General features: G+C 62.8%; 24 protein-coding genes and 1 tRNA gene. 12 read left to right on the top strand and 13 right to left on the bottom strand.

The features are described 5' to 3' along the window. Positions 1–16: 16 nt before the first annotated feature. The 3 genes from PWG15_RS19350 to PWG15_RS19340 all read right to left on the bottom strand — a co-directional run bounded on the left by PWG15_RS19350 (position 17) and on the right by PWG15_RS19340 (position 2,243). Positions 17–154, bottom strand: coding sequence for a DUF1127 domain-containing protein (locus tag PWG15_RS19350; RefSeq protein ID WP_064817013.1), 138 nt, complete (start codon positions 152–154; stop codon positions 17–19). Positions 155–610: 456 nt separating this feature from the next. Continuing rightward, entirely contained in the window at positions 611–1,465 is an 855-nt protein-coding gene (locus PWG15_RS19345; protein ID WP_275022182.1) for a prephenate dehydratase, read from the bottom strand. Between the two features lie 19 nt (positions 1,466–1,484). Further along, positions 1,485–2,243, bottom strand: coding sequence for a 3-deoxy-manno-octulosonate cytidylyltransferase (locus PWG15_RS19340; protein WP_275022181.1), 759 nt, complete (start codon positions 2,241–2,243; stop codon positions 1,485–1,487). A gap of 156 nt (positions 2,244–2,399) precedes the next feature. Here PWG15_RS19340 and PWG15_RS19335 point away from each other — a divergent pair, with 156 nt between their 5' ends. Continuing rightward, complete coding sequence (locus tag PWG15_RS19335) at positions 2,400–3,101, top strand: c-type cytochrome (protein WP_275022180.1); 702 nt, start codon at positions 2,400–2,402, stop codon at positions 3,099–3,101. A gap of 148 nt (positions 3,102–3,249) precedes the next feature. Here the strand turns inward: PWG15_RS19335 and PWG15_RS19330 are convergent, their stop codons facing one another. After that, complete coding sequence (locus PWG15_RS19330; RefSeq protein WP_275022179.1) at positions 3,250–4,194, bottom strand: AEC family transporter; 945 nt, start codon at positions 4,192–4,194, stop codon at positions 3,250–3,252. 130 nt (positions 4,195–4,324) lie between these two features. On the opposite strand from PWG15_RS19330, the gene PWG15_RS19325 reads away from it, so the two are divergent. From PWG15_RS19325 to PWG15_RS19310, 4 genes are all read left to right on the top strand, one after another. Further along, positions 4,325–4,612, top strand: a complete 288-nt coding sequence (locus tag PWG15_RS19325; protein WP_275022178.1) for a BON domain-containing protein — start codon at positions 4,325–4,327, stop codon at positions 4,610–4,612. A gap of 239 nt (positions 4,613–4,851) precedes the next feature. Beyond that, positions 4,852–6,048, top strand: a complete 1,197-nt coding sequence (cml, locus tag PWG15_RS19320; RefSeq protein ID WP_275022177.1) for a CmlA/FloR family chloramphenicol efflux MFS transporter — start codon at positions 4,852–4,854, stop codon at positions 6,046–6,048. Positions 6,049–6,191: 143 nt separating this feature from the next. Beyond that, a complete protein-coding gene (locus PWG15_RS19315; protein ID WP_275022176.1) occupies positions 6,192–6,998 on the top strand; it encodes a MerR family transcriptional regulator in 807 nt (268 codons plus the stop codon). A 42-nt stretch (positions 6,999–7,040) separates the two neighbouring features. Then, positions 7,041–7,970: a YobF C-terminal domain-containing protein gene (locus PWG15_RS19310; RefSeq protein ID WP_275022175.1), complete on the top strand. Its 930-nt coding sequence runs from the start codon at positions 7,041–7,043 to the stop codon at positions 7,968–7,970. 57 nt (positions 7,971–8,027) lie between these two features. Here PWG15_RS19310 and PWG15_RS19305 read toward each other — a convergent pair whose 3' ends face one another. Genes PWG15_RS19305 through PWG15_RS19295 form a run of 3 tightly spaced genes read right to left on the bottom strand, consistent with a single transcriptional unit; the run spans position 8,028 to position 9,474 of the window. Next, positions 8,028–8,651 carry a dihydrofolate reductase family protein gene (locus PWG15_RS19305; RefSeq protein ID WP_275022174.1) on the bottom strand — a complete coding sequence of 208 codons (624 nt, stop codon included), beginning with the start codon at positions 8,649–8,651 and terminating at the stop codon, positions 8,028–8,030. 12 nt (positions 8,652–8,663) lie between these two features. Then, complete coding sequence (locus PWG15_RS19300) at positions 8,664–9,140, bottom strand: SRPBCC family protein (protein WP_275022173.1); 477 nt, start codon at positions 9,138–9,140, stop codon at positions 8,664–8,666. A 1-nt stretch (position 9,141) separates the two neighbouring features. Then, positions 9,142–9,474 (bottom strand): ArsR/SmtB family transcription factor, encoded by a 333-nt coding sequence (locus tag PWG15_RS19295; RefSeq protein WP_275022172.1) that lies wholly within the window; start codon positions 9,472–9,474, stop codon positions 9,142–9,144. Between the two features lie 197 nt (positions 9,475–9,671). Here PWG15_RS19295 and PWG15_RS19290 point away from each other — a divergent pair, with 197 nt between their 5' ends. After that, positions 9,672–10,094 carry a DUF6636 domain-containing protein gene (locus PWG15_RS19290; protein WP_275022170.1) on the top strand — a complete coding sequence of 141 codons (423 nt, stop codon included), beginning with the start codon at positions 9,672–9,674 and terminating at the stop codon, positions 10,092–10,094. 282 nt (positions 10,095–10,376) lie between these two features. On the opposite strand, the gene PWG15_RS19285 is transcribed toward PWG15_RS19290, so the two are convergent. The 4 genes from PWG15_RS19285 to PWG15_RS19270 form a co-directional block, all read right to left on the bottom strand. Then, entirely contained in the window at positions 10,377–11,015 is a 639-nt protein-coding gene (locus PWG15_RS19285; RefSeq protein ID WP_275022169.1) for a class I SAM-dependent methyltransferase, read from the bottom strand. Between the two features lie 143 nt (positions 11,016–11,158). Continuing rightward, positions 11,159–12,016, bottom strand: coding sequence for a sigma-70 family RNA polymerase sigma factor (locus PWG15_RS19280; protein ID WP_275022168.1), 858 nt, complete (start codon positions 12,014–12,016; stop codon positions 11,159–11,161). A 123-nt stretch (positions 12,017–12,139) separates the two neighbouring features. Then, positions 12,140–12,445, bottom strand: coding sequence for a putative quinol monooxygenase (locus tag PWG15_RS19275; RefSeq protein ID WP_275022166.1), 306 nt, complete (start codon positions 12,443–12,445; stop codon positions 12,140–12,142). Between the two features lie 139 nt (positions 12,446–12,584). Next, positions 12,585–12,674: transfer RNA gene (locus PWG15_RS19270), tRNA-Ser, on the bottom strand. Positions 12,675–13,056: 382 nt separating this feature from the next. Here PWG15_RS19270 and PWG15_RS19265 point away from each other — a divergent pair. The 3 genes from PWG15_RS19265 (at position 13,057) to PWG15_RS19255 (ending at position 15,478) form a co-directional block, all read left to right on the top strand. Beyond that, positions 13,057–13,374, top strand: a complete 318-nt coding sequence (locus PWG15_RS19265) for a hypothetical protein (protein ID WP_275022165.1) — start codon at positions 13,057–13,059, stop codon at positions 13,372–13,374. Between the two features lie 41 nt (positions 13,375–13,415). After that, positions 13,416–14,069: a peptide-methionine (S)-S-oxide reductase MsrA gene (msrA, locus tag PWG15_RS19260; protein WP_275022164.1), complete on the top strand. Its 654-nt coding sequence runs from the start codon at positions 13,416–13,418 to the stop codon at positions 14,067–14,069. A gap of 416 nt (positions 14,070–14,485) precedes the next feature. Beyond that, positions 14,486–15,478 (top strand): BMP family lipoprotein, encoded by a 993-nt coding sequence (locus PWG15_RS19255; protein ID WP_113539947.1) that lies wholly within the window; start codon positions 14,486–14,488, stop codon positions 15,476–15,478. 79 nt (positions 15,479–15,557) lie between these two features. Here the strand turns inward: PWG15_RS19255 and PWG15_RS19250 are convergent, their stop codons facing one another. Both PWG15_RS19250 and PWG15_RS19245 read right to left on the bottom strand, forming a co-directional pair. Then, complete coding sequence (locus PWG15_RS19250) at positions 15,558–15,767, bottom strand: SlyX family protein (RefSeq protein WP_173515137.1); 210 nt, start codon at positions 15,765–15,767, stop codon at positions 15,558–15,560. 102 nt (positions 15,768–15,869) lie between these two features. After that, positions 15,870–16,607 (bottom strand): sulfate transporter family protein, encoded by a 738-nt coding sequence (locus PWG15_RS19245; RefSeq protein WP_275022160.1) that lies wholly within the window; start codon positions 16,605–16,607, stop codon positions 15,870–15,872. Positions 16,608–16,811: 204 nt separating this feature from the next. Here PWG15_RS19245 and PWG15_RS19240 point away from each other — a divergent pair, with 204 nt between their 5' ends. From PWG15_RS19240 to PWG15_RS19230, 3 genes are read left to right on the top strand one after another with little or no spacing between them, the layout of a single operon-like run. Further along, on the top strand, positions 16,812–18,173 hold the full coding sequence (locus PWG15_RS19240) for an amidase (RefSeq protein ID WP_275022158.1): 1,362 nt from the start codon (positions 16,812–16,814) through the stop codon (positions 18,171–18,173). Next, positions 18,170–19,081, top strand: coding sequence for an ROK family protein (locus PWG15_RS19235; RefSeq protein ID WP_275022157.1), 912 nt, complete (start codon positions 18,170–18,172; stop codon positions 19,079–19,081). Before PWG15_RS19240 ends, PWG15_RS19235 begins: the two co-directional genes overlap by 4 nt. Continuing rightward, positions 19,078–19,803: a copper homeostasis protein CutC gene (locus tag PWG15_RS19230; protein WP_275022156.1), complete on the top strand. Its 726-nt coding sequence runs from the start codon at positions 19,078–19,080 to the stop codon at positions 19,801–19,803. Before PWG15_RS19235 ends, PWG15_RS19230 begins: the two co-directional genes overlap by 4 nt. The last annotated feature ends 37 nt before the right edge of the window (positions 19,804–19,840 follow it).

The raw sequence follows: 19,840 nt of genomic DNA, 5'->3' as shown, positions 1-19,840 counted from the left end.
TGCGCGAATGGCGCGATTAGCGGCCGTAAACGGCAGCCTGGATCTGCGAACGGGACAGACCGATGTCGCTCAGTGCGTGGTCGTCGAGAGCGTTCAGCTCGCGGATTGCACGGCGGGTCTTCGCATATTCCATGATCTTCTGACGGATCTTCATCTTTAACACTCCATACTTGAACGGGCGTTAAGTAGGCATTTGCCTAAAATATGTGTACCGCCGCGATTGCAAACTAGGCATGCGTCAGACGCGTAGCCGGTTAACGAATTTTTGCCACTTTCTTCGGTGGCAGTTCAGTTGCAAAGCCAATGATTCTCGCGGGAAATTCGAGCGAGTTCCCTTTGGACGGCCCTTTATGCGTAGCCGGAACATGTTAGCCAGATGCAAAGCAGGCCTGCGCGGCAGGCGGCGACAAACAACCAAAGGTTTCACCGTCGATCGAAATTCAGGCAGCTGCCCCGTCAATTCGCAATGGGAAAATCTGGCATGATCGTATCGCGGCGTCCGATTTGCAGCAGCAGCACCTCACATCAAACAGGGATTGGAGGTCCGTATCGACCGGACCTCCATTTCGCTGAGCTTTGGATTTCGTCTTGTGGCGCCAGGCTTTCCTGCTCAGAGCACGCCACGCATGGGATGCGCCTTGTAGGTGCCGAGGATGCGGACCTTTTCGGAGAAGAAGCGCAGCTCGTCCATGGCATGGCGCACGCCGACATCATCCGGATGTCCTTCGATATCGGCATAGAACTGCGTGGCCACAAACCTGCCGCCGAGCTGATAGCTCTCGAGCTTCGTCATGTTGATGCCGTTGGTCGCGAAACCGCCCATGGCCTTGTAGAGAGCGGCCGGAATGTTGCGGACGTTGAAGACGAAGGTGGTGATGATCAGTTCGTCGTCATTGGTGCGCGCGATTCGCTGCTCTTCACGGGACAGCACGACGAAGCGGGTGACGTTGCTTTCGGTATCCTCAACGTTCTCGGCGATGATCTCCAGACCGTAGAGATCGGCGGCAAGCCTTGGTGCAAGCGCTGCCATCGAGCGATCGCCCTTCTCGGAGACGAGCTTTGCGGCACCCGCCGTATCACCGGCGACGACCGGCTTCCAGCCATTGGAACGCACGATCTTGCGGCACTGGCCGAGCGCGTGGATGTGGCTGTGCACGGTGCGGATTTCGTCACGGGTAACGCCGGGCAGCACCATCAGCTGGAAACGGATCGGCATGAAATATTCGCCGACGATGTGCAGGCGCGATTCCGGCAGGAGGTGATGGATATCGGCGACGCGGCCGGCGATCGTGTTCTCGATCGGGATCATCGCGAGATCGGCGTCACCGTTCTCGACGGCGACGAAAGCATCCTCGAAGGTCTGGCAGGGCAGCGGTTCCATCGACGGAAACATGTCGCGGCAGGCCATGTCGGAATTGGCGCCGTAGTCGCCCTGGAAGGAAATCCTGTTGGTCTTGACGGTCACGATAGCTTCCTTCTCAGGCTTATTCGGGATGGCGGGCGGAAAGGATACGGCGGGCTTTTTCCAGCTCCACCGGCGTATCGACGCCGAGCGGAACCGAATCGACGATCTCGACATCGATGCGCATGCCAGCTTCGAGCGCGCGCAACTGCTCGAGCGATTCGCGACGCTCCAGCGTCGAGGGCTGAAGCGAGACGAAGCGCTCCAGCGCCGGGCGGCGATAGGCATAGAGGCCGATGTGATGATAGAGCGGGCCCTGACCGTAAGGTGCGGTGGCACGGGTGAAATAGAGTGCGCGCAGGCGCCTGTCGCTCAGCGGCGCGCCGACGACCTTGACGATGTTCGGGTTGGTCTTCTCGCTCTCGTCGGTGATCGCCACCGTCAGCGTGGCGATATCGGTGTCTGCGTCTTCAAGCGGGTTCAGCGCGGCACGAATCGATGCCGGCTCGACCGTCGGCAGATCGCCCTGCACGTTGATGACGATCTCCGCTTCGTCATTCGGATCGGCCTTCTGCAGCGCTTCATAGATCCGGTCGGAACCGGACTGGTGGTCGATGCGGGTCATGATCGCCTCGAAGCCGGCCTCTCTAACCACGTCGAAGACCTGCTGGTCGTCGACGGCGACGACGACGCGACCGACATTCGCCTCGCTGGCGCGTTTCGCCACCTGGACGATCATCGGGAGGCCGCAAATGTCGGCGAGTGGCTTTCCGGGCAGGCGTGTCGAGGCCATGCGCGCCGGAATGAGCACGATGGCTTTACCTGAATTTTCGCGATTCATGATCTGGCCTTCAAAAACCCCGCTGAAAGTGTCAATAAGTCTCAGTTAGGGGCCGATAATCACTGTTGCAACGCAGAGCCAAAAGACATAGGTTCCGCGCGATTTCAAGATAGGCCGGGTTTTTGTTTGCGCCGGTGGCAAAGGGAGCGTTTGCAGATGAATTCATATGTGAACATGGGCGTGGGTGCCTTTCTGGGGACGGTCTTCGTTCTGATGTCCGTGTCCATTGCATCGGAAGGCATTTTCCACTCCGAGGCTCCCGAGAAGGAAGGCTTCACGATCGTTGCCGAAGAGGGCACGTCTGAAGCCGGTGCCGGCGGCGCCGCAGAAGTCGAAGTCGACATCAAGCCGCTGCTGCTCAAGGCCGATGCTTCTGCCGGTGAAGCCGTGTTCAAGAAGTGCGCGAGCTGTCACACCGCCGACAAGGGCGGCGCAAACAAAGTTGGTCCGAACCTCTGGGGCCTCGTCAACCGTCCGATCGCCTCGCATGAAGGCTTCAGCTACTCGGCCGGCATGAAGACCTTCTCCGAAGGCAGCAAGGTCGTCTGGGATTACGACCACCTGAGCTTCTTCATCGAAGCGCCGAAGAAGCACGTTCCGGGCACCGCCATGGGCTTTGCCGGCGTCAAGAAGCCGGATGAGCGCGCCAACCTGATCGCCTGGCTGCGCGAGCAGGCCGATTCTCCGGCTCCGCTGCCGGATGCGGCTGGCGGCTCTGCCGAAGCGGCACCGGCTGCTGGCGCCGAAGGCGCAAAGCCGGCCGAAACTCCGGCAACCGAAGCCAAGCCGGCTGAAGGCCAGGCCGCTCCGGCTACGGAAGCCAAGCCTGCCGAAGGCCAGCCGGCACCGGCGCAATAAGCTTTGGCGGTTGGAAGCAACCCATTCGAAAGGCCCGGCTCGCGCCGGGCCTTTTGCGTTTGGGGCACGCGACGCGATACATCCACGCGAATCGATAGAGCAGACTTCGCTTCTCGCAGGAAAACACTTTCCCGACGTTCCGAAGCAATCACACCAGCAGATAGGCCCAGATCGAAACGCTGATGACACCGAGTGCTGTCGTCAGTGTGATCGTCGACGAGGCGAGCGCATGGCCGACGTTGAAGTGGTTGGCGATCAGCCAGGCGTTGACACCCGTCGGCACGGCCGACGTCAGCACGAGCGCCGTCGTCCAGTTGTCGTTGAGGCCAAGCAGGTGGCAGCTGGTGAACACCACCCCGGGCATGACGAGGAGCTTCAGCGAGCTCGTGAAGGAAGCAAGGCCGAGATTGCCGGCAAGGCCGTACTTGTCGAGCGCCATACCGATCGAGATCAGCGCCGCCGGTGCCGCCATCGAAGCAAGCTGGTCAACGACGGTCTTCACCGGGCCGCCGAGCGGCTGACCGATGAGATGAAACGCCGCGCCGCAAGCAAGCCCGATGACCAGCGGATTGCGCACCAGGTTGCGGCCGACGCCGGCCAGAAGCTGCAGCGGGCGTTGCCCTGGCTTGCCGCTTGCACGGCGCTCGGCCCGCTCCATCAGCAGCGTGCCGGCGATCATCATCACCGGCAGATGGACGGAGAGCAGGATGGAGATCGCGACGATGCCCTCTTCCCCGACGATGCGCGAGACCAGCGGCAAGCCGATGAACACGGTGTTGGCGAAGGCGGAGGAGACACCGGCCAGCACGCCCATGCGCGCGTCGCGACCGAAAATGAGCGTTGCCGCCAGATGCCCGACCGTCCAGGTGACGGCGACGCCGGAAAAATAGGCAACCCAGAGCGGCCAGGGCGAACCGTCCTTGAAATCGGCCTCGGCAATCGTGCGAAACAGCAGAACGGGAACGGCGACGCGAAAGACGAAATCCCCGAGCGCCTCGCCGACAGCCGGTTTCAGATAGCCTGACCGAACCAGCAGCCAGCCGGCCAGGATCAGGATGAAGATGGGCAGGACGTTCTGGAAGATGTCGGACATGCGCGAGCCTTGGGATGGGACTGCCAGCAATAACCGTGTTCCCATAGGGATCGCAAGCGCGAGGCGGCGGCACCTCTTGAACGGAACCTTCCCGGAGCGCAGGCGTTCGGAAGAGCATGAGGAAGGTGCCATGCCGCCAGAGAAGCCCGTTTACGCCCATAGAGACGACGATCCGCATCTGACGGACGATGCGCTCGCCGACAAGGTGCTGCGCTTCATCCAGTATGCGGCCATGGTCGATACGAGCGGGATCTCGGTGATGGCGCTTGGCGAAATCGTCATTATTTCCGGTGAAGTCGCGAACGAAGCGGAGGTCGCCTGCGCCGGCGATGCGGCGGCATCCGTGATCGGCGTTGCGAGCGTCGAGAACCGGCTGACGGTGAGACGGGATGCCCCAACTCGGATACCTGAGAGGTGATCCAGCGGGTTGCCGCGCCAAAAGTCGAATGATAGGACATGCAGCACTATCGAAATCGATATGGCTTGGCGTTGCCGTCAGCCAGCAGGAGCCGCAATGAGGACCGACGAGTCAGCAACCAGGTAAGCCGCAACAACGGTTTGAAAAAGTTGTTGCGGCGTCTGTCGGCTCACACTCCCAAGATTTGATGAAGTGGCAGATCGCCGCCGAATGTTACCCATTTGCGCGGATGTCTCATCATGCCCGATCATAACTCACCCACCTGGTCCCATTCGCTGCCGACAGCGCTTCTGCTGATGGCACCTTTCGATATCCTGGCGTCGCTCGCCATGGACATCTACCTGCCTGTCGTGCCGCAAATGCCCGGCATTCTCGGAACGTCACCGGCAATCGTCCAGCTGACGCTCAGTCTCTACATGCTCATGCTGGGCTTGGGACAGGTGCTGTTCGGCCCGCTCTCGGATCGTTTCGGCCGCCGTCCGGTGCTCCTCGGTGGCGCCATCTTGTTTGCGCTGTCGTCGCTGGGGCTGGCCATCACGAGTTCGGCGCCGCTCTTCGTGGCACTCCGGCTGGTGCAAGCAGCAGGCGCTTCAGCCGCGCTGGTTGCGACCTTTGCGACGGTGCGGGACGTCTACGGCGCACGTCCGGAAGGCGTCACCATCTATGGCCTGTTCAGCGCGATGCTGTCCTTCGTTCCGGCACTCGGACCGATCGCCGGCGCGCTGATTTCTGGCGCCTTCGGCTGGCGGGCGATCTTCCTGACACTCGGCGTGCTCGGTCTTGCCGCACTCGGCCAGGCGCTGCTGCGCTGGCCGGAAACCAGCCCTTCCCCCTCCGGCAAGGTTAAGCCCAGCTTTGCACTCATCCTCAGGAGCGGAGCATTCTGGACCTACACGCTCGGCTTCAGCACGGCGATGGGCGCGTTCTTCGTGTTCTTCTCGACCGCGCCGCGCCTGCTCATCGATCGGGCCGGCTATTCGCAGTTCGGCTTCAGCCTCGCCTTTGCGACCGCGGCCGTGGCGATGATCGTCACCACACGCTTCGCCAAGGGTTTCGTCGGCCGCTACGGGATTTCCGGCTGCCTTATACGCGGCATGGCCGTGATCATGGCGGGAGGGCTATTACTCGCCGTCGGCGAAGTCCTCACGATACCTTCGTTCGAGAGTTTCATGCTGCCGATGTGGGTGATCGCCGTCGGCATCGTCATGAGCGCCTCGGTGACCGCGAACGGCGCGCTGAAGGCCTTTGATGCGATCGCCGGAACGGCGGTGGCGCTCTACTTCTGCATCCAGAGCCTGATCGTCGCCGTCGTCGGCACCGGCGCCGTGCTGCTTCTCAAGGGCGATACGGCCTGGCCGCTTGTCGGCTACTGCCTGGTGATGGCGACGGTCACGCTCCTTGCGCTGGCGCTCCTGAACCGACATGGAAGGCAATAGCCGCCATGCAACCTCCCGGAGCCGTTGCCTGCTCCGGGAGGTACTCAGCCGTCCGGCGGCTCTACCTACAACCGGCGGCTCTACCTACAAGATGAAAAGATGCCTCTTGACCTCGCCCCTGGGGCAGGCCCCAGACTTGTTCCATGACCGATTCCTATTTCCTCGCCGGCCGCTTCGGCGCTGCCACAAGACTGTCGCCGAAGGCACTCCGGCTCTATGCCGAGCAAGGCCTGCTGGTTCCCGCCCATGTCGATCCGGTGACCGGCTATCGCTACTACGCCGCCGAGCAGGCGGGCCGTGCCCGGTTGATCGCGCGGCTGCGGCAATTGGGTCTGCCGATCGCCCGGATCGCACGCCTGATCGAGCGTCAGCCGGACGTGCGCCTCTCCGAGCTGCGTGCCTGGCTGGAGGTACAGACCAAACGGCTCGAAGAGCAGAGCGAACTGGTGGAGGCGATCTCCAGGCAATCGACCGGCGGCGATGATCCGCTGATCAAGGCCGTCCACGTGCGCGATGTTGCGCCTTCGAAGATCGTCTATCGGCAGGGCCACGTGACGGTCGGAGCGCTCGAGGCTTTCACGGAAAGCGCCGAAGCGGAAATCCGGACCTACCTGACGCAATGCGGCAAGGACGACGACGGGCCGATGACGCTGCATTTCCACGAGCCCGTGAACCATGACGGTAAGGGCCTCGTCGAGGTCGCGATCGGCTATGCCGGCAGCCTCGAACCGTCAGGTGATCTTCGCATCCGTCTTCACCCGGCGGGGCGCGAAGCATTCCTGCCGGTGCCCGAGACGTTCGAGACCTTTCCGGCGGTGCTGCGCGTCTATGACGCGATCGAGGCCTGGTTCGAGCACAGCAACGATCTCGACTGTTTCGGCAGCCCCTACGAAATCTACCCCGGCAGCAACGGCGCCCGCTTCGACGTCGCCTATCCCATCGTGTCTTAGATCAAGACGCATCCCTTCCGTATCATTCAAGGGTTCCACCTGATGCAGCACGTCCCCTATGTGGGCTCCGGCCCCTATTGTTACGCCAACTCCTTCGCCATGATGTTCGCAGATGCGGCGCCCTCGCCCGCCGTCATCGAATTTTCCACAAGCAGCCCCTTCGGCCTGCAGCTGATCGGCGGATCGCTGCCGTTCTTCGACCCCTATGGCTGGGATCCGGAAGCCGGATTCGAGGATGCACTCGCCGCGCTCGGCTGGACCTCGCAAGTCAGCACGGGTGACGATGCCGAGGACGCACTTTCTCGCCTCCGGTCGGCCTTGAAGGATGGCCCGGTCTGGGTTGGGCCGCTGGAAATGGGCCATCTGCGCCATCAGCCCGGCATGACCGGGCCGATCGAGGCCGACCACTATGTCGTGGTGCTCGCGCTCGACGCGAAGCGGGTTCTCATGCACGACCCGCAGGGCTACCCCTACGCCGCGCTGCCGATCGGTGATTTCATGGCAGCCTGGAGCGCGAAGACGCTCACCTACGGTGAGCCTTTCACGATGCGATCGAGCTTTTCGCGGGTGGCGGAGGTCTCCGAGGTGGACGCAATCCAGGCCTCTATCCCGGCCGCGATCCACTGGCTGTCGATGGTTACGGATCGACCCATGCCGCCCGGCAGCCTCGGTAACGCCGAGGCTGCCGAAGCGCTGGCAGCGCGCATCGAGCAAGGTTGTGACAAGGGCTTGCGGGCGCACCTGGTCCATTTTGCCGTTCGCGTCGGCGCCCGCCGTGCAGCCGACGCGGCGACCTGCCTCAAACGGATCGGCTTTGCCAAGTCCGCCGCCGTTGCCGGCGAACAGGCGCAACTGATCGGCGCGCTGCAATATCCGCTCGTCTTGCGCAGGGATGCGGAGGCCGCGGAGGCCCTGCGGCGGCTGGCTCCGACCTACAATCGGCTGCTCTTCGCCCTGCGAGGTGGAGACTGATTCCAGCAACACGCACTTCCGGACGGAAAACCGCTCCGCACTTTTCCTGGAATTGCTTCAGGTAATGAGTTCGGAGAAGCTCTTTGGTCGCTCGGTTTTGGTGTCACGCACGGTTGCGTAGTGAAGCCCGACGACACCGTTGTCGTAGTGCTCGCTATCGATCAGCTGCAGTTCGTTCTTGTCCCTCAGCCGGGCGAACCACGGCTCACCCGGCGAGACGACGGGATAGACGAAGAAGTGGTAGCGATCGACCAGCCCGAGGCCGATCACCGTCTGCGCCAGGCTGGCGCCGCCCGAGAGGTGGATATCGCCGCCGGGCTCAGCCTTCAGATCCATCAGGTAGCGCGACAGTGTGGCGTCGTCGGCAGCCACGACCTGCTCGGCATTGTGCCAGGGGCTGATCGTCTGCTCGCCGGTGCGGGAGAACACGATCTTGCGGTAGTCGTGCATGCGTTTGGCCATCATGCGATTGGTCTCGCCGTTCTCCTCATCGTTCAGCGCACCGGGCCAATAGCCGACCATCTCCTCATAGGTGGTGCGCCCGACGAGGACCGTGTCGTAGCCGGCATAGAGCCGGTCGATCGCCCGGTATTGCTCGTCAACCACCGTGCCCATCCAGGCGAGCGGATCATCGAGCCGGCCATTCAGCGTCGTCATCATCTGCAGGACAATGTTGCGCATGGCATTACCTCCTCAATGAGTTCGCTCCACGAGGCGGGCCAGTTGCTCCGCCACCGTCCCCCAGCCGTCGTGAAAACCCATCTCCTCGTGCATCTTCCGATCCGCGCCGTTCCGGTGCATCACGTGGGCGGCATATTCCGTGCCGGCCGGATGATCGCTGAGCGTGATGATCGCGGTCATGAAGGCGTTCTCGGCCGGCCGCCAGCCGGCAACGAGCGTATCGGTGAAGACGATGCGCGAGAGTTCGTCGACCGCGAGGAAGCAGGCATTGATGTGCGGCACGAAGTCGCCGCCGCCTTCGCTGATCCGGGTCACGAAGCTGCCGCCCGGCTTCAGGTCCATATCGATCACCTTGCAGATCGCCGGTGCCGGAACCCACCATTGCTCGAGCCGGGCCCGATCGGTCCAGGCGCGCCAGACGGTTGCGCGGGGCGCCTTGATGATGCGTGACATCGTCAGGTCGAGTTCGGGATCTGGCGAGCGGGTCATGTCATTCCTCCTCGTGTTCAGTGACGAATTTTTCCAACCGGTCGGCACGGCCTTCCCAGAGCGCGCGCTGCGCCGAAAGCCAGGTCTCGACCACGGCGAATTGCGTTTTTTCGATAGCGCAGGTGCGCACCCGGCCCTCTTTGTGCGTGCGGATCAGGCCGCTGCCTTCCAGGTAGTGGATGTGCTTCATGAAGGACGGCAGGGCCATGTCGAACGGTCTGGCGAGATCGCTGATGCTCGCCGGGCCGCCACCGAGCCGCGAAAGCACGGCACGCCTAGTGGGATCGGCGAGCGCCTGAAAGATCACGTTCAATCGGTCTGAATACTGTTCCATAAGGCTAAGTATCATGACGCAACACTTAGCGCAACAGCTAACTATTGAAGCACGACCCGACAGGCTTGGGGCCCGTTTGTCACACGGCGCCGTACCGCCGGCCGCAGATCAAGAGAGGAGACCATTTGCCCATTCCCGCTGATGTGTTTTACTTGCTGCACCTTGCGGGATCGACAAAGGTCAGGGGCCAAGCTCGAATGATGCGCTTGCTGGTATTCGCGGTCGCCGCGCTTATCGCATTCGACGGGAATGCGGCAGAGCAGACCTTCCCCGCCGATGGCGGTCTGGTCTATTTCAACATGCCGGCCGGCAACATCGGTTGCCAATACACGCCAGCCGGTGGCTCCGATGTTTATGTCCCGGAGGACGGCGGCCCGGAACTTGGCTGTGACCGCATCGAACCGACCTATCAGAGGTTCATTCTGGGAAAGGCGGGCAAGGCCCGACGCTTCCAGAACGCCGGCGATACAGCATGCTGCGACGGCTCACATATTCTGAGCTACGGCAACAGCTGGAAGAAGGGGCCGTTTAGCTGCCTGTCCAGCAAAACCGGGCTCAGCTGCACGCGCAGCGACGGCCACGGTTTTTACATCAGTCGATCAAAGACCGACGTCTATTAAAGCGGCAGCAGGAAAGGTGCGCACGGTTTGCCGCGTGCCCTGACTTCTGATGACGGCCAGAGCGCGTTTGGGCCCAATCCTGTCGCGTAAGCGCCGACGAGGTCAGCGATGGGCCGCGGCAGTACGCGGTGGCTCGATGCGGCAGAAGATCCGTGCTCGCCTCCTGCAGAAAAGTCTCCAGAACGCTGAGGCTTTGCGCCAGCTTTGCATGGGGCGCACGCGGCAGAGCCTAGCGCTGTTGAGATTGGCCGAGGCGGACAAACGCTTTCGTCGCGGCATGCCTCATCGCTTGCGAGCGACGATGTAGGGACGATTGTCATTGCCTTTCGTCGCGTGGTTTTCGATGTCCAGGATCTCGAAACCGGCAGCGGTTATCTGCTGGCTCAGCTCGATCAGCCCGAAGGTTCCTGCATAGGGCGCCTTTCCCAGGGCACGCATCGCCGGCAACAGCGCCAAGCGGATCAGCGGGTTCATCTCACCGACACACGGTGTCTTGGAGATGAACAGCCCGCCCGATGCAAGCAGTGCGTGAATGCTGCCGAGCGTGCCCGAGAGATCGCGCACCAAATGCAGATAGTTGAAGGCCAGGACCGCATCGTATTGCACCCGCTCGGCGGCCAGTGCTTCGGCCGTCGCCGTGCGGAAAGCGAGGTTCGGCACCAGGTCGATGACGTACCTCTCGTGCGCAATTGCGATCATCTCGCTGGAAAAATCGGTCGCAAGATAGTCCCGGACATCGCCTGCCAGCCGAAACGCCGTTGTTCCCGTACCGCAGCCGAGCTCCAGCACGCCGTCATCGGGCAGGAACAACGAGCGGGTGCGGTCGAGCGTGCGTTCATATCCGGCCAGGTCCGCGATCGCGCCCCTGGCGTATCGCCGCGACGTCCGGTCCCAGAAACGCGCGTCACTCGCCGTGTTCATGCTGGCAGCTCCCCAGATCGCGACCAGATCCCCTCGGCGCGATGGTCGATGCCGCAGTCACACCGGTCAAGCGATTCCGGTTACAGCGCCTTCATCAACAAATGGCGGAGATCCGACGGTCAATCAGCGGAGGCTTGTTGGCGTCAGGCCAGACGAACCCAATCGACGGTTTCAAGCACATAGGGCGCGAAGAGAAAGTCGCGGATCGCAGCGATCTCGTCCTCGCGCCAATCGAGAAGAACGAAATGCGCCGGCTTCTCCATCGCATCGGTGCCGTCGAAAACCAGCATGACCGGACGCCCCTCGATCGCTCCGAGTGCGAACCGCCACCTCGTCTCCTCGGCATAGCGGGTGAAATAGCGGCCAATGCCCTCGCGGCCCTCCAGCCGCAGCCTGTTGACCAGCTTGAGCTTGACGTCGTCGGCCAGCATGGCGCGGATCGCATCAAAATCGCCTGCCTGAAACAGGCGCACATAGGTCGCCATCTTCTGCCGGTTGGCATCGGACATCAGCGGCAGCCGCATGTCGTCCGGGCGGTCCGCCAGCTGCCGAAGCACCGCGCGTCCGCGCTGGAGCGCCGACTTGGCCGCCGCCGGCGTGCAGTCGGCAATATCAGCGATTTCTTCGACCGAATGTCCGAGCACATCCTTGAGAATCACGGCGCAGCGCTGGAGCTCTGGCAGCTGCAGGAAGGTGTGAAACCCGACCGCAACGATGTCCGTTTCGGGCAGCGGTGCGTCCTCCAGATCATCGAGCAGCGGAACGACCTTGTGCCGAGACCGACGGCGCAGGAAATCGAGGCTGGTATTGTGGGCGATGCGAAGCAGCCAGCCCTCGAGGTTCTCCACGACCGCGCCGGCTCCCCGCGCCTGCAGGGCCTTGATGAAAGTGTCCTGCAGCACATCCTCGCCGTCCACGGCCGAGCCGGTCATGCGTGCGCAATAGCGATGCAGCCGCGGCCTTATCTCCCGCAGGCGATCCTCGAAATCTTCCACGTTCATGTATCGAACTCCATGGACGCATCTCCCGGCGTCGGCCCATTGGCGACGACGGCACGATAGCGCGGCTCCAAGAAAATGTCCGTCGCCTTCCGGCCAATCCCGGCGGGCGGCGGCGGATCGACATCACCTGTTGTCGCTGAATACGGCCTCGCCCAGGATCGACTCAAGACTTGCCAGTTCCAGAATCTCAGGGAAGTAGGCCTTCATCCGGGGATCGGCCCGCATCGCCTCAATGGCCGCCGGCGTCTCCCATTCCGAATAGATGATGACGCTGGCGCCATCCCTGGCGGCGATCAGCCGGCTCGTACGCCAGCCTGCAAGCGTGCTGATGACAGTTTCGATGTTGCGCTTCAACAGCGCGATCAGTTGCGCCTGCTTGCCGGGCTCGACCTTCAGCAGATTGACGAGTGTGACGGGTGCGGTCGTCATTGGGGCTTCTCCTTTGTTGCGGATGCAGCAAAGACGATCGGGAGAAGCGAAACGGATCGCGCCGGAGAAGATTTTCTGCCCATAGCGCGAAGCGGGTCGGCAACGTCTTGATATGGAGCGCTGTAACAAGGAAAGAGGATGGCGGACAGAGAGGGATTCGAACCCTCGATACGCTTTCACGTATACACGCGTTCCAGGCGTGCGCCTTCAACCACTCGGCCACCTGTCCATCCGTCAGCAGCCGACGGTCAATCCGGCTGGATGGGAAGGGCAGGGCCCTTCAGTGTCAGCCAGTGTGAACCGGCGGACGCGCGTCTATATACCGATGATTTGCTTGGGATCAACTGCTTTCTGACAGATTGTTGACATCTTGTGAAACGAGCGGCCCGTCATCCCCATTGTGCATGCCAACAGGCCAGCTTATCTCTTTCGCCGGAACGACGATCGCGCTCCCCGCGGGGTCGAGATACCGAGCCGGATCTCGTGAGATCACCGCATAAATTCGCCGCCGGGCCTTGTCCGAAGCCCCTGCGATCGAAGAAGATGCCGCCGGCGGCGCTATGCTCTATCACGGCGGGGCGCGGCCAGTGACATGAAGGGAAATTGAACCGATGCGGTTTCTATTGAGGCTGGCGAGCGCCGTCGTATTGTTTGCCGCCGTGCTTGCCGGCGCTGTCGATGCGATCCAGTCGGTCGCCGCATCGGAACTGGTGACGACCTCGCTTGGCGACGACCTGGAGGCGCTGGGCGCCGATACGGCAAGCTGGATCCAGTTTGCGCAACGCTCCGATACGGCGCAGACGATCTGGCATTCGATCCTGCATTGGCTGCTGATGCAGCCGGCCTTCGCCGTGTTGGCGTTGCTCGCGCTCGTTCTGTGGATGGCCGGATACAAGAAACGGCCGGCGGCAGGCCGTTTCGCCGCCTGATTTTAGCGGAGCCCGTCTCCGGACCGACGAGGAGTATGCTGATGTTCCTGATCGACATGTTCAACAAGAAGACGATCATGCCCGATGCGCAGACGGCGCTGCCGGGTCGCGACGAGGCGATCCCGACGGCCGAGACGCATTTCGTTTCCGGGCGACCGCTGAAAGGCCCCTACCCCGACGGGACGAAACAGACCCTGCTTGGCATGGGCTGCTTCTGGGGCGCCGAACGGCTGCTCTGGAACATCCCCGGCGTTCACGTCACGGCTGTCGGCTACGCCGGCGGGCTGACACGAAACCCGACCTATCAGGAGACTACCACCGGGCTCACGGGCCATGCCGAAGTGGTGCTGGTCGTCTACGATCCCGAAAAGGTTCCGCTTGCGACCCTGCTCAAGACCTTCTTCGAGCAGCACGACCCGACCCAGGGCATGCGCCAGGGCAACGACATCGGCACCACCTACCGCTCGGCGATCTACACCTATGACGACGATCAACTGGCGGAAGCCAAAGCCGCACGCGCCACCTTCCAGACGGCGCTGAAGCATTCGGGCCACGGCGGCACGATCACCACCGAGATCGGCAAGGCCGGCCCGTTCTACTTCGCCGAGGACTATCATCAACAATACCTGGCGAAGAACCCCAACGGCTATTGCGGCCTGCGTGGCACCGGAGTGAGTTGCCCGATCGGATACTAGACAGGACGATGTGTCTGGGCCGGATCGACCCAAACCTTCAATGTGATCGTTTCGTTCAAACAGTACCGGATGCGGGGCGGAGAACTGCACACACAATTCCTTGTCCCGTCCTGACCAGGCGCTGCTTTGGGCATCTCGAACGCAGGCGCGATGCCCACAACCCAGAGGTCGCGCCGGAAGAGCGCGCACACTTGCCGGCGATCTCAAAAGCACAACAGAACCGGTGCCTTACGGGTATCGGCTTCTGTGGCTTCAATTTTTACCATCTGAAAAATTTTGAGTGTTTTTTTGCCGTGACCGTGCAAGGATGCGCCACCCTAGCCCCAAGGAGAAGGGGGTGGGTTCCGCAGACAGGCTTCCGTCAGGGAGCCGGCGGGAGGACCCAATAAGATCAATAGCGACAACAGGGCTGCACGATGAAAAAAACCATTCTCGGTCTCTTTGCCTTTTCGATGATGTCCGCGACGGCTCTGGCCGCCGACATCAAGCCGGCGATCATCTACGATCTCGGCGGCAAGTTCGACAAATCCTTCAACGAGGCTGCCTTTAACGGCGCCGAGAAGTTCAAGACGGAAACGGGCGTCGAATACCGCGAGTTCGAAATCGCCAACGATGCCCAGCGCGAACAGGCGCTGCGCCGCTTTGCAAGTGACGGCAACAGCCCGATCGTCATGGCCGGCTTCAACTGGGCGGCTTCGCTCGAAAAGATCGCGCCCGAATATCCGGATATCAAGTTCGCGATCATCGACATGGTCGTCGAGAAGCCGAACGTCAAATCGGTCGTCTTCAAGGAACAGGAAGGCTCTTACCTCGTCGGCGTTCTCGCTGGCCTCGCCTCGAAGTCGAAGACCGTCAGCTTCATCGGCGGCATGGACGTTCCGCTGATCCACAAGTTCGCCTGTGGCTACGTTGGCGGCGCCAAGTCGACCGGCGCTGACGTCAAGGTTCTGGAAGCCTACACCGGCACCACGCCGGACGCCTGGAACGATCCGGTCAAGGGCGGTGAAATCGCCAAGTCGCAGATCGACCAGGGTTCGGATGTCGTCTACCACGCCGCTGGCGGCACGGGCGTCGGCGTCCTGCAGGCGGCAGCAGATGCCGGCAAGCTCGGCATCGGCGTCGATTCGAACCAGAACGGCCTGCAGCCGGGCAAGGTTCTGACCTCGATGCTGAAGCGCGTCGACGTCGCCGTCTACGAAGCCTTCACGGCGGCCAAGAACGACAAGTTCGAGTTCGGCATTTCCAACCTCGGCCTCAAGGAAGATGGCGTCGGCTATGCGCTCGACGACAACAACAAGGCGCTGATCACGCCTGAGATGCTCGACGCAGTGGAAAAGGTGAAGGCCGAAATCATCGCCGGCAAGGTCGAAGTTCACGACTACATGAGCGACGAGTCCTGCCCCTACTAAGAGCAGCGCTTAGACAATCGAAGGCCGCCGGTTCGTTGAACCGGCGGCCTTTCTTGTTTCCGTTTGCCGTGGCGCGCGATCAGTAGTGCGGCGGCCGGGTGATTGCCGGCGCGTCGAGCGATTGCTCCTCGAGCGTCAGGAAACGCTCGGTCAGCCGGTCGAGCTTGGCACGCGTCTGCTCCACCACCTTCCATTGCTCGGCGAGCTGGTCGGAAAGTTCCTCGATGGTCTTGGCCTGATGGGCCACCGTTTCCTCGAGGTGGGTGATCCGTTCGTCCGTCTTGTTCATGTCCGCCAACTCCGTCCTGCCACGTGCCGGCGCGCCCGCGCAGCACAATGGGATTTTGCCGGCAGATTGGCGATCGCCGGCAGCATGTCAAGCAAGAGCCTCTCAGGCCTTCGCCGCCACATTGCCCGACAGCGAAAATCCGGGATCCCTTGCCGAAAGCCGCTTGTGCAGGTGAACCATCAAGCCGGCCGCAAAGAGCGGCGTCAAAAGGTTGACGAAGGGCACCGCCAGGAAAGCCGCCAGCAGAAGGCCGGCGAGAAACACCGTGGAGCGGTGCTTCTCACGGAAGAGCCGCGCCTCTGCGGGCGCACGATAGCGCATCGCCGCGAACTCGAAGAATTCCCGCCCGAGCAGGTAGCCGTTGACCAGAAAGAAGGCGACGAGATTGACGCCCGGAACGAGCAGCAGGAAGAGTGCCACCAGGTTGCCAAGAATGACGACGCCGAGGAACTTCAGCGATCCGGAGATGGCCTCGCCGAGCGGCAGCGGCCGGCCCTGCGGCTCGTTCGCATAGTCGCGCTTCTCGATCACCTCCGCGACGTCGTCGAGGAAGAAGCCGGCAATCAGGGCGGTCACGGGAGCGAGAAGCAGGGCGAGCGCCAGCGCCAGGCCGAGGCTTGCGAAGATGCCGACGACGAAGGTCAGCCAGCCGGCCCAGACGGGCGTGCCCGGCATCAGCGTATCGATCCACGGAAGCGCCAGCCAGATGAACAATTCGCGCACCGCAAACCAGAGCGCGACAAGCGCGAGGATCGTCAGTCCGAGGACTTTCCAGAAAACCGATCGGGTCTCGGGCGCAAGGAGATTGGCAAGCGAAAGTCGCGCCGCGTCCAGGATCATCATTGCTCTCCAGTATGGGCCAAGGTTCGATGATGCATGTAGGCAGAGGCACCATCGGCGACAAGACACGCGCGGCGGTAGCCGGTCTTTATGCAAGATTCATGCGCCTCGTCTAAGGGAAGCATGGAAAACGCCAAGGGCGGCGATATTGTAGACGTAACGGATGCCGGCAGCAGGCAGGAACAGCGTTCCGCGGAGGATGACATGACAGAACAAAAGACACTCGCCAGCCTTTCCGTGCTGGTGCAGAGCGGCAGGCTGGACCCCGTGGACCTCGCCAAGCAAACCTATGCGGCGATCGACGCACACGGCGACTATGCCATCTTCGTCGAACTGACGCCCGAGCGCGCGACGCGGGATGCGGAAGCCGCCTCGAAACGCCTCAGGGCCGGACGTTCGCTCGGCCTGCTCGACGGCCTGCCGGTTGCATGGAAGGACCTGTTCGACACCGCCGGCAACGTTACGACCGCCGGCTCGACGGTGCTGCAGACGCACGCCCCGGCAACGAGCGACGCTCCGGTCGTTGCCGCCGTTGCTGCAGCCGGCATGGTCAGCGTCGGCCGCACCAACATGAGCGAATTCGCCTTTTCGGGCCTTGGCATCAACCCGCATTACGGCACGCCGAGGAACCCCGCGGCCACCGACGTCGAACGCATTCCCGGCGGCTCGTCGTCAGGCTCGGCGGTCGCGGTCGCGGCCGGTCTCGTGCCGGCGGCCATCGGTACCGACACGGGCGGGTCCGTACGCATTCCCGCAGCGATGACCGGCATCGTCGGCTACAAGGCGACACGCGGCCGCTACGCGATGAAGGGCGTCTACCCGCTGGCAGAAAGCCTGGATTCGCTCGGCCCCCTCTGCCACACCGTGCAAGATGCCGTCTGGGTGGACGCCGCCATGCATGGACTGACGGCTCCGACGGTGCGCCGCGCCGATCTCTCGGGCGTCTCGCTGGTGATCCCGGAAACGGTGGTCTTCGACGATGCGGAGGCGGAAGTCGTCGAGGCCTTCGAGGATGCCATCAAGCGGCTCGAAAAAGCTGGCGTTGCCGTCAACCGCCGCGCCTTCCCGACGTTTTCGGCGGTCTTCGGGCTGATGGCGCGCCATGGCGCCCTGGTGACGGCCGAGGCCTATGCGCTCCACCGCGAGCGGCTGGCCGGGCACGAGGCCAATGAGATGGATCCCCGTGTCGTTGCCCGCGCGCGCCTCGGCGAGAAGATCACCATGCCGGACTACATCGCGCTGCTCGACGCCCGCGACCAACTCATTCACGAGACGGTCGACAGCCTGAAGCCGAACGAGCTCATTGCCCACCCGACGCTGCCACACGTCGCACCGCCGATCGCGCCGCTCCTCGAAGACGATGAACTGTTCTTCAAGATCAATGGCAGAACGCTGCGCAACACCTCGATCGGCAACTTCCTGGATTTTTGCGGCATTTCCATTCCCTGTGGGCTCGGGGCGGCGGAAATGCCCGTCGGCTTCCAGCTGGCAGCTCCGCACCACCAGGACGACAGGCTGCTTTCGGTCGCCCTATCCGCCGAAGCGATCATCCGGGGTGAGGCATGATCGTCTGTTTCGACATTGGCGGCTCGGCGATCAAGGGCGCGATCGTGCACGCGCGCGATCGGATCTTTCCGCTACCGCGCCGAGCCACGCCCCTCACCAACTTCCGGCAATTCGTGCAGGTTCTGGAATCGGTGCTCGACGAGGCCGGCGGCCACCCGGATTGCGTGGCGATCTCGATCACCGGCGTCATCGATCCCGAAACGCGACGGATCAAATGCGCCAACATTCCCTGCATCGACGGTCGCGAACTGGTCGCCGAGCTGGAAGCGGCGCTGCATCTTCCGGTCAGGATCGCCAATGACGCCGACTGTTTCGCGCTGGCTGAGGCCGGTGCTGGCGCCGGGCGTGGCCACCGTATCGTCTTCGGCGCCATCCTCGGCACCGGGGTCGGCGGCGGCCTGGTGATCGATGGGCGGCTGATCAACGCCGACGGCGGCTTCGCCGGCGAGTGGGGACACGGCCCGGCGATCGCGGCCGAGGCCGGCAATCCGCCAATCGCCATTCCCGCCTATGCCTGCGGCTGCGGCCAGAAGCGCTGCGTCGATACCGTTGGCGGAGCGCGCGGGTTGGAACGGCTGCACCAGACCGCGCATGGCAAGACGCTTTCAAGCCATGAGATCATCGAGGCCTGGAAGGCTGGCGATGCAGACGCAAAGCGCACGGTCGAACTGCTCGTCGATCTCGTGAGTTCACCGCTGGCACTCGTCGTCAACATGACCGGCACGACGATCGTGCCGGTCGGCGGCGGCCTCTCCAATTCCGAAGAGCTGCTCGCCGAGATCGACAGGACCGTGCGTAGCCGGATTCTGAGGCAATTCGACCGACCGCTGGTGGTTCCCGGCGAATGCCGGGTCGAGCCAGGACTGATCGGCGCAGCGCTGCTTGGACTGGGGGAGGAAAAGCCATGAGCGACATCAAACTCGAAGTCTGCGTCGATGACGCCGACGGGTTGAACGCGGCAATCGAGGGCGGAGCCGACCGGATCGAGCTTTGCTCGGCACTGTCGGTCGGCGGTCTCACCCCCAATCCCGGCCTGATGGCCATCGCCGGCCCGCCGGCGGTGCGGGTTTATGCGATGATTCGGCCGCGGCCGGGCGATTTCATCTTCTCGACCGCGGATCTCGACGTGATGCGCCGGGATATCGATGCGGTGCGCGCTTCCGGTCTTAACGGCGTCGTGCTCGGCGCCTCCCTTGCCGACGGCCGGCTCGACGCTTCGATGCTCATCAAGCTCACCGGCCACGCAGCCGGCCTCGGCATGACGCTGCACCGCGCCTTCGATCTCGTGCCGGATTTCGCCGAGGCGATGGAGGTCGCGGTCGAACTCGGCTTCGAGCGCATCCTGACTTCCGGTGGCGCCAGGAGCGCACCACAGGCGATCGACCGGCTCGCCGAAATCATCGACCTCGCCAAGGGCAGGCTGTCGATCATGCCGGGGTCCGGTGTCACGCTCGAAAGCGTCGACGCGCTTCTCGACCGACTCTCCGTCGGAGAAGTGCATTCTTCCTGCTCTGTTCGTAAGCCGGCTCAGGATCAACGACTGGTCGATATGGGCTTCGTTTCGGCTGACCGCCGCTGCACCGATGCCGAGACGGTCCGGGCGATGAAGGCGAAGCTTTCAGCGCGCTGACACCGACGTCATCTGAAAGAGAAAGCCCCGGAAGGCG

This window comes from Ensifer adhaerens, assembly GCF_028993555.1.
Lineage (GTDB): Bacteria > Pseudomonadota > Alphaproteobacteria > Rhizobiales > Rhizobiaceae > Ensifer > Ensifer adhaerens_I.
This window is presented reverse-complemented; position numbering and strand designations above follow the sequence as displayed.